General features: G+C 39.4%; 10 protein-coding genes. 9 read left to right on the forward strand and 1 reads right to left on the reverse strand.

Translation table 11 applies throughout. The features are described from left to right. The first annotated feature begins 51 nt into the window (after positions 1–51). From purH to P9M13_03370, 9 genes are all read left to right on the forward strand, one after another. Positions 52–1,626, forward strand: coding sequence for a bifunctional phosphoribosylaminoimidazolecarboxamide formyltransferase/IMP cyclohydrolase (gene purH, locus P9M13_03330; protein ID MDP8262319.1), 1,575 nt, complete (start codon positions 52–54; stop codon positions 1,624–1,626). A gap of 45 nt (positions 1,627–1,671) precedes the next feature. Then, on the forward strand, positions 1,672–2,946 hold the full coding sequence (gene purD / locus P9M13_03335; protein MDP8262320.1) for a phosphoribosylamine--glycine ligase: 1,275 nt from the start codon (positions 1,672–1,674) through the stop codon (positions 2,944–2,946). Between the two features lie 185 nt (positions 2,947–3,131). Continuing rightward, a complete protein-coding gene (gene purE, locus P9M13_03340; protein ID MDP8262321.1) occupies positions 3,132–3,629 on the forward strand; it encodes a 5-(carboxyamino)imidazole ribonucleotide mutase in 498 nt (165 codons plus the stop codon). A 5-nt stretch (positions 3,630–3,634) separates the two neighbouring features. Further along, a complete protein-coding gene (locus P9M13_03345) occupies positions 3,635–4,309 on the forward strand; it encodes an L-threonylcarbamoyladenylate synthase (GenBank protein MDP8262322.1) in 675 nt (224 codons plus the stop codon). Next, a complete protein-coding gene (locus P9M13_03350) occupies positions 4,306–4,773 on the forward strand; it encodes a low molecular weight protein arginine phosphatase (GenBank protein ID MDP8262323.1) in 468 nt (155 codons plus the stop codon). Before P9M13_03345 ends, P9M13_03350 begins: the two co-directional genes overlap by 4 nt. 127 nt (positions 4,774–4,900) lie before the next feature. After that, on the forward strand, positions 4,901–5,338 hold the full coding sequence (rpiB, locus tag P9M13_03355) for a ribose 5-phosphate isomerase B (GenBank protein MDP8262324.1): 438 nt from the start codon (positions 4,901–4,903) through the stop codon (positions 5,336–5,338). A 38-nt stretch (positions 5,339–5,376) separates the two neighbouring features. Beyond that, positions 5,377–6,621: a serine hydroxymethyltransferase gene (gene glyA / locus P9M13_03360; protein ID MDP8262325.1), complete on the forward strand. Its 1,245-nt coding sequence runs from the start codon at positions 5,377–5,379 to the stop codon at positions 6,619–6,621. Between the two features lie 73 nt (positions 6,622–6,694). After that, positions 6,695–7,159, forward strand: a complete 465-nt coding sequence (nrdR, locus tag P9M13_03365; protein ID MDP8262326.1) for a transcriptional regulator NrdR — start codon at positions 6,695–6,697, stop codon at positions 7,157–7,159. Between the two features lie 35 nt (positions 7,160–7,194). Beyond that, positions 7,195–7,689: an ATP cone domain-containing protein gene (locus P9M13_03370; protein ID MDP8262327.1), complete on the forward strand. Its 495-nt coding sequence runs from the start codon at positions 7,195–7,197 to the stop codon at positions 7,687–7,689. A 78-nt stretch (positions 7,690–7,767) separates the two neighbouring features. Here P9M13_03370 and P9M13_03375 read toward each other — a convergent pair whose 3' ends face one another. After that, positions 7,768–8,571, reverse strand: coding sequence for a PEP-CTERM sorting domain-containing protein (locus P9M13_03375; GenBank protein MDP8262328.1), 804 nt, complete (start codon positions 8,569–8,571; stop codon positions 7,768–7,770). Positions 8,572–8,949 lie beyond the last annotated feature (378 nt).

Consider the following 8,949-nt stretch of genomic DNA (forward strand, 5'->3'; position numbering starts at 1 on the left):
TTTCTTAAGACTTATAGCTTACAGCTTATAGCTGGCGAACAAGGAGTTGTAATGAAGACGATCCAAAGAGCATTAATCAGTGTTTCAGATAAAAAAGGCATTGTTGAATTTGCTACAGGCTTGCGTGAATTAAAGATTGAGATAATATCAACAGGAGGCACGGCAAAAACATTAAAAGAGGCGGGATTACCTGTTGTAAATGTCTCAGATTTTACCGGATACCCTGAAATGCTTGACGGGCGCGTCAAGACATTGCATCCAAAAGTACATGGCGGCATACTTGCAAAACGTGATAATCCAAAGCATCTTAAAGAGATACAAGATCATGGTATACAGCCGATAGACATGGTTGTTATTAACCTGTACCCTTTTGAGGAAACGATTGCTAAACCAAATGTAACATTTGAGGAAATTATTGAGAACATTGATATCGGTGGCCCGACAATGCTACGATCTGCAGCGAAAAATTATAAAGATGTTGCGGTGATAGTGAATCCTTCAAAATATAAGGTTATCTTAGATGAGTTAAAGAGAAACAAGTGTGGATTAAGCGATGAATGTAAATTCAGGTTAGCGGTAGAAACGTTTCAGGTGAGTGCACGATATGATGCAGTTATTTATGATTATCTGGGCAATATGTTGCCGAGTGCACGTAAAGAGTTTCCGCCGATATTAACGCTTACATTCAAGAAGTCGCAGGATTTGCGTTATGGCGAGAATCCACACCAAAAAGGTGCATATTATAAGGAAATTGGATGTAAAGAACCCTGCATATCAAATGCAGTACAACACCATGGTAAAGAATTATCATATAATAATATCTTTGATACTGATGCAACATGTGAGCTGATAAAAGAATTTGACCAGCCTGCGGCAGTTATTATCAAGCACGGTAATCCCTGTGGGGCTGCATGTGCCCAGACGATACTCGAGGCATATCAAAAAGCACGAGAGACAGATCCTATATCGGCCTTTGGGGGTATCATTGGTTTTAATAGAAACGTTACGTTACCTGTCGCGCAAGAAATTGTAAAAGATTTTAAAGAAGTTGTTGTCGCGCCATCATTTGATGAAGATGCTGAGGCCCTCTTGAAAGAAAAGAAGAATTTGCGCTTAATGACAATAGAGAACATTGATAAGTGGGCGCCATTAAAGAATAAAACGTATTTTGGTAGAGAACTTAAAAAAGTTGTTGGCGGTCTTTTAATGCAGGAGAGAGACACTGAAATGTATCGTGAAGACGATCTCAAAGTTGTTACTGAAAGAAAACCGACTGACGAAGAGTTGAAAACCTTGCTTTTTGCGTGGACAAATGTAAAACATGTTAAGAGTAACGCAATTGTTCTTGCAAGGGGGAGTGAAACAGTGGGTGTTGGCGCAGGGCAGATGAGCAGGGTAGATTCTGTGCGTATAGCAATTCAAAAAGCGAATAAAGAAGTTAAGGGTTCAGTACTCGCATCAGACGCTTTTTTTCCGTTTCGTGACAGTATTGATGCGATTGCCGCTGAAGGGATAATAGCGGTCATTCAACCTGGCGGTTCTGTAAAAGATGAAGAAGTTATCGCGGCATGCAACGAACATAATATTGCTATGGTATTTACCGGAATGCGACATTTTAAGCATTGATCGTTTATCGTTTATGGAAGTATGAATAATATACAGGAACAAAATATGAAGATATTAATTATCGGTGGTGGTGGAAGAGAACATACTATTGCTTGGAAAGTTGCACAGAGTCCTCGTGTAGAAAAAATATATTGTGCACCGGGAAATGCCGGAATAGAGAAGATAGCCGAATGTGTTCCTCTTGATGTAAATGATGTTTCAGGACTAGCGGATTTTGCTTTGTCTCACAATGTTGATATAACGATCGTTGGCCCTGAGTTACCGCTTACGATAGGCATTTGTGACGAGTTTAAAGCAAGAGGACTAAAGATCTTTGGCCCATCAAAAGATGCGGCTATACTTGAATCAAGTAAAGTGTTTACAAAAGAATTGTTGCAAAAATATAATATTCCAACCGCAAAAAGCAGTGCTTTCAGCACATCTATTTCTGCGATACAGTTTGTAGATACATTGACAGTCCCAATTGTCATTAAAGCAGATGGTTTATGTGCGGGTAAAGGTGTTATTATTGCCGAAACACATGATGCGGCAAAAAAGGCAATAAGTGATATTCTCGACAATAAAGTCTTTGGTGAAGCAGGAAACGAAATCATTATCGAGGAGTTTTTACGAGGACAGGAAGTGTCGATTTTTGCGATATCAGACGGGGAAACGATCAAGGTTCTCCCTTCTGCACAAGACCATAAAAGAATATTTGATAATGATAAGGGGCCGAATACGGGCGGCATGGGAGCGTATTCACCGGCACCTTTTGTGTCTGAAGAAGATATAGTGTGGATCACAGACAATATACTGCTTCCAACAATAGAAGGAATGAAAAGTGAGGGGAAACTGTATACGGGTGTTTTGTATGCCGGTTTGATGATCACTGAAAGCGGTCCAAAGGTATTAGAATATAATGTGCGTTTTGGTGATCCTGAAACACAAGTTGTCTTGCCGCGTATTGCAAATGATCTAATAGATATTATTGAAAAGACAATAGATGGGACACTAAGTGATATTGAAATAGAGTATAAAGAAGAGTCTGCAGTATGTGTTGTTATGTCTAGTGGAGGATATCCGGGAAGTTACGAAACAGGTAAAGAAATACATGGATTAGAAGCAGCGGGAGAATTGGATGCTGTATGTGTTTTTCATGCAGGGACAAAAAATGATAATGAAAAAGTAGTAACTTCAGGTGGCCGGGTACTCGGTATAACTGCATTAGGGAAAAATCTTCAAGAGGCAATTGATAAAGCGTATAAGGCGTGTGCAGCAATACATTTTGACGGTATGTTCTATAGAAAAGATATTGGAATTAAGGGGACATTCCAGCTGTAAGCTTTAAGATAATATAGCATGTATAGCATTTAGCGCATAGCGGGTAGCGTATAGTTAAAAAATTAAAGCAAAAGCTAAACTAACCGCCATCCACTATTTAGGTTATTGGAGTTTATTTCGAATTTTAGTATTTATTGCATATAGCTTAAAGCTTACAGCTTATAGCTTTTAAAGAAGGAGGAAATATGAGTGTTAGTATTGTAATGGGTAGTGATTCAGATTTTCCGATTGTTGAAAGCGCGATAGACGTGTTGAAAAAGAATGGGATAGCCTATGATATTAATGTCATATCTGCACACAGATCACCTGATAAAGCGTTAGCATTTGCTCAGGGTGCGGTAAAGAAAGGCACTAAAATTATTATTGCGTTTGCTGGAAGTGCAGCGCATCTAGCAGGAGTGATTGCGTCTCACACAATAATTCCCGTTATTGGTGTACCGGTTCCTTCAAGTGATATAAAAGGATTAGACGCTCTTTTATCTACAGTACAGATGCCATCAGGGGTGCCTGTGGCAACAATGGGGTTAGGTAAAGCAGGTGCGGTAAATGCGGCGATCTTAGCAATGCAAATACTTTCTCTTTCAGATAGTACCCTGCAAAAGAAACTTGAAGAGCATAAGAAAGAACTAGCTCAAAAAGTTGATGCTGCTGAAAAAAGAGTAAAAGATAAGTGTAAGGAATAATACCAGTGGCAACACGCGTTTTGCATGTCGATAAAGATGCTCCTGATATGCGCAGTATAGAAGAGGCAGCGCAGATTGTACGTCGTGGTGGTATCGTCGCGTTTCCTACTGAAACAGTGTATGGTCTGGCATGTAATGCAGCGCGGGATGATGCTGTTAAGAAGATGTATGCGTTAAAGGAGAGGGAAAAAGGAAAGCCATTTACTATTCACATTGCAGCACAAGAAACAATCACGCACTATGCGGTAGATATTAATGCGCAGGCACGGAAGCTGATGAGGAAGTATTGGCCTGGTCCATTAACTATGGTGCTTCCTTTAAATGAATCGTATTCCGGAGATGAACGCCTTGCGTTAGCACCTAGTTTTGAAAAAATCATAGAATCAATACATTCAGTTGGGTTTCGTTTTCCGCGGCATGCTGTTGCACAAAAGTTTATTGAAACGTGCAATGTCCCTATAGCGGCCCCGAGTGCAAATAAGAGCGGAAACAATTCGCCGATGTGCGCGGATGATGTTTTAAATGATTTTGATGGGGATATAGAGCTTATTATAGATTCAGGCCCTACAGAATATTTGGTGGGGTCAACAGTTGTTAAGTGCTTTGCAGAGACAGTAGATATTTTGAGGGTTGGGGCAGTTGCCAGTGATGAAATAAAAAAATGTGTTGAGGATACATGACAACAATCTTATTTGTCTGTACAGGCAACAGTTGCAGGAGTCCGATGGCAGAAGGTATCTTGAAAAATCTGCTGAGAAAAAAATATGATTTCAAGATAATGAGTGCGGGAACAGCAGCTCTTGAAGGGTTATCGGCTTCTCCGCATGCTGTGGAAGCACTGAAGAAAAGAGGAATTGATATATCAGGACATATATCACGTTCAATAAGTGAGGATATGATACAGAAATCATATCTTGTTATTGTGATGGCTGAAGAACACAAGAAATCAATTATAAAGAAATACCCTGATGCTGCACACAAAGTACATTTGTTAAAAGAGTATGATGAAAACGGTGCAGATAGTGGTTCAATGGATGTTGCGGATCCGGTGACACAACCGGAACACGCATACGATACATGTATAAATGAGATGCAAAATTCATTGAGTAATCTTGCTATACGCCTCATAAAAGGGGAAATATAAAACAGCTATAATAATTAAGGGGACATGTTCCTAATTATTATAAGAAAAAGAAAACTTGGGCAAAAAAAGACTAATTAGGTACGTGTCCCCTTAATTATTAGGAAACAACAAATATTAGGAGTGAAAGATGAAAGTGGCGATTGGATCTGACCATGGAGGATATGACTTAAAGACTTTTGTTGCGGGTTATTTGAAAGAGCAGGGGTACGAGGTCACTGATCATGGTTGTTATGACAAAGAATCAGTTGATTACCCTGATTACGCTAAAGCTGTTGCGCATGATGTTAAAGATAAAAAAACCGATTGTGGTGTCTTGATATGCACAAGCGGTCAAGGTATGTCTATGACGGCAAATAAGGTACAAGGTATCAGAGCGGCACTTTGTACGGATGAATATGCGGCACGAATGAGCAGGTTGCATAATGATGCAAATATTCTTGTTATGGGAGCAAACCCGGTAGATGAAAAAAATGCGCGGGTTATTATGGATGTATGGTTTGCGACAGAGTTTGAAGGCGGCCGGCATCAAAGACGAGTGCAAAAAATAGATAATAGTGAGAATTAGGGGATTTCTCTATCCCTTAACAACAAATGGAGTTAACGATGAGTAAAACGTTAAAAGAAGTAGATCCGCAGGTATATGCTGCGATTCAGAAAGAAATTAAAAGACAAAAAGAAACAATAGAACTTATCGCATCAGAGAATTTTGTCAGTGAAGCAGTCCTTGAAGCGCAGGGTTCAGTAATGACAAACAAATACTCGGAAGGATATCCTGATAAAAGGTGGTATAACGGTTGCGAGAACGTTGATATAACTGAAACTTTAGCGATTGAACGCGCAAAAGAGCTTTTTGGTGCCGATCACGCGAATGTACAGCCTCACTCAGGATCACAAGCGAACATGGCTGTATATTTTTCCGTTTTAAATCCGGGCGATACTATTGTGGCTATGAGTCTTGCGCACGGGGGGCATCTCACACACGGTCACCCGATGAATTTTTCAGGACGGTACTATAAGATTGTTCCTTACGGTGTGAAAGAAGATACTGAGACACTTGACTATGATGAGATAGAAAAATTAGTTTTGGAGCACAAGCCGAAAATGATCGTTGGGGGTGCGAGCGCATATCCCCGTATTATTGATTCAGAAAGGTTACGAAATATTGCGGATAAGGTTGGTGCGTATCTCATGGTGGATATGGCACATTTCGCCGGACTTGTTGCGGCAGGATATCATCCAAGCCCTGTGCCACACTGCGATTTTGTGACAACAACAACACATAAAACATTGCGTGGACCTCGTGGCGGAATGATACTCTGCAGGGAGCAATTTGCAAAAGAAGTTGATAAACAGGTATTCCCTGGGATTCAAGGCGGTCCGCTAGAACATGTTATTGCGGCAAAAGCGGTTGCATTTAAAGAGGCGCTTACTCCGGAATTCAAAAAATATCAAAAACAAGTCGTTGATAATGCGGCGTGTCTTGCAAAAGAACTTTCAGATAAGGGGCTCAGAATAGTTTCTGGCGGCACAGACAATCATCTTATGCTTGTTGATATGACATCAGTTAAGTTAACCGGTAAAGACGCGGCAAATGCACTCCATGAGGCAGGGATCACGGTAAATAAAAATATGATCCCATTTGATCAGGCAAGTCCTTTTGTTACCAGTGGGATCAGAATCGGCACGCCGGCGGTAACAACACGTGGGATGAAAGAAGACGCCATGGCTGAAATTGCCGATCTGATTGTAACGGCACTATCAGATATAGAAAATAAGGACGCAATTGCTCAAGTAAAAAAACGTGTAATAACACTTACTGATAACTATCCGCTTTATAGTGATATTTAAACTAATAATGTAATAACGGACGAAATGCTAAAAAATAAATTAGTTTTTAGTCTATAGTCTGGGGTCTAATAATATGAATTGTCCATACTGTAGTCATCCTGAAGATAAGGTCGTTGATTCCCGTGCATCTCAAGATGGATGGGTTATACGGCGCAGAAGAGAATGCCTTGATTGTGAGAAACGGTTTACGACATATGAGCGTATTGAAGAATTGACGTTAAAAGTCATTAAAAAAGATAGTCGTAGAGAAGATTATGATCGGCATAAAATACTCTCAGGCGTTATGAAAGCATGTGAAAAGAGACCGGTGAGTATGGATGATATAGAAAAGACGGTTGATGGCGTTGAGATGGAACTAATGAAGGTATATGATAGGGAAGTGGAAAGTAACAATATCGGTGAAGTGGTTATGAAAAAACTGCATCTCCTTGATGAAGTAGCATATATCCGTTTTGCATCGGTGTATCGGCAGTTTAAAGATGTAAACGAATTTATGAGTGAAGTAAAAAATCTTCTTTCACCGAAAAATAATAAATAATATTTTTATCGTACAGGTCGTATAGAGATAACGGAATGGAAAAAAATAAAAATACAGTGGCATTTGTAAAGAAAAGGGATGGCAATGTCGTTCCTTTTGAAAAAAAGAAAATAGCGCACGCAATTTTTCAGGCGATAAAATCTGTTGGCACAGAAGATAGGTTGCTCGCCGACGAGCTTGCCGAATCAGTTGCGTTATATCTGGGCAAGCAATATCAGGGAAGTATACCTGATATTGAAACCATACAGGATACCGTTGAACGCATATTGATGGAAATGGGGCAGATAGAAACCGCAAAATCATATATCTTGTATCGTGAGAAAAGAGCTCAGCTCAGAAAACTCATGAATAAAGCACATGAAGACACAGTATCATTAGAAAAAGGATGGAATAGGAAAAAAATCATTACCGCGCTCATGTCTGATCTGGGTCTGCCATTCATTCTTGCTGAAAAAATAGTTGATGTTGTTGAAGAAAATATCGGTGAACGTTCAGTTCCCCCCGAACAGTTAAATCTTTCCATTAATTAAAAAAGGGGACTGTCCCTATTATTTAAGAATAATTCGGGACAGTCCCCTTTTTTATAAAGCATGCGAATATTTTTTAAGCTATTTCTTCAAACTCTTTCTACGAAAATATGCGAGACCAAAAAGTCCGAGACCGAATAATGCGTAGGTTGACGGTTCTGGGACACCGTTAATTACTATATTATCAAGTGAAGCAGTAGCTCCATTGCCTGGGTTCCCTCCAATTCCAAAAGCACTAAAATTAGCTATATCGGCTTCAAAACCAACATATGCACTCTCTTCAGTATGATAATTCCATGCATACTCTGTCCCACCGTCTAAATCAAGAAGAACATTGTATGTATCAGCATCGAAATCAACGTCTTCTATTTTTATTCCTATAGTCTTTCCTGTTAAATTTCCAAAATTATATATAAAAATATCAGGTCCGCTTGTTGCTGCTTTAAGTATTAAATTATCCGCTCCATCTGTTTTCCAGAACAATACTGGCCCGTTACTTTCAGCATTATCGCTTACACTGAATCCAGAATAAGTAAGATCAAACCCTGGAGAGGCACCTGAAATTATGTATTGTAATTCACATGTTGCATTTGTATTTATTGTATGACCAAACGCCCTGTAACCTGAATGAGCTGGTAGCATATCCGAAACAAATTGACCAGCATTACTTGCGTTGACAGTTTGGCATGTCCAATCATCGGCTACCATCCCTATACTTGACCATTTTTGATCAGCGCTCCAGTCTCCGCCAGTTGTTCCCTCGCCTATAAGGTCATCGGTTAAGGTATAGCCTTCGAAATTTTCTGTTAGTGTTAATGCATAAGTACAAGAACAAAAAGATATGAGTAATGCTAGTGTGAGAAAAAACGAAAACACATGTTTCATAATTACCTCCGTGGTTAGAATGTTATTAGTAAAAAACGTATTGCTTCTTTATGGTAGTTATTTTTGTTAGGGAAATTTAACCACAAATACTATATTCTGTCAAAGTGTAAGTTTGTTAAATTACGGTTTTTATGATTCTTTCTAAATATGCTGTTTTGGAGAGAAAATTCCCGCTAATTTCACTCTTTCACTGCCCCGATTTATCGGGGCGGTGTATGTTTTTGCCGTAAAAAATGGGGTAACTCCAGGACCAGCAATTCCGCAACAAAGTATTTTAACCCACCATAAGTCATTCTATTTACGATATTTTAGTGGTAAACGCCTTGTATGAGCAAATTCGCATTGGATTCGAAGTATTATGTTGACATAAAAACTGAT

The sequence above is a fragment of the Candidatus Ancaeobacter aquaticus genome, from assembly GCA_030765405.1.
GTDB classification, from domain to species: Bacteria; Auribacterota; Ancaeobacteria; order Ancaeobacterales; family Ancaeobacteraceae; genus Ancaeobacter; species Ancaeobacter aquaticus.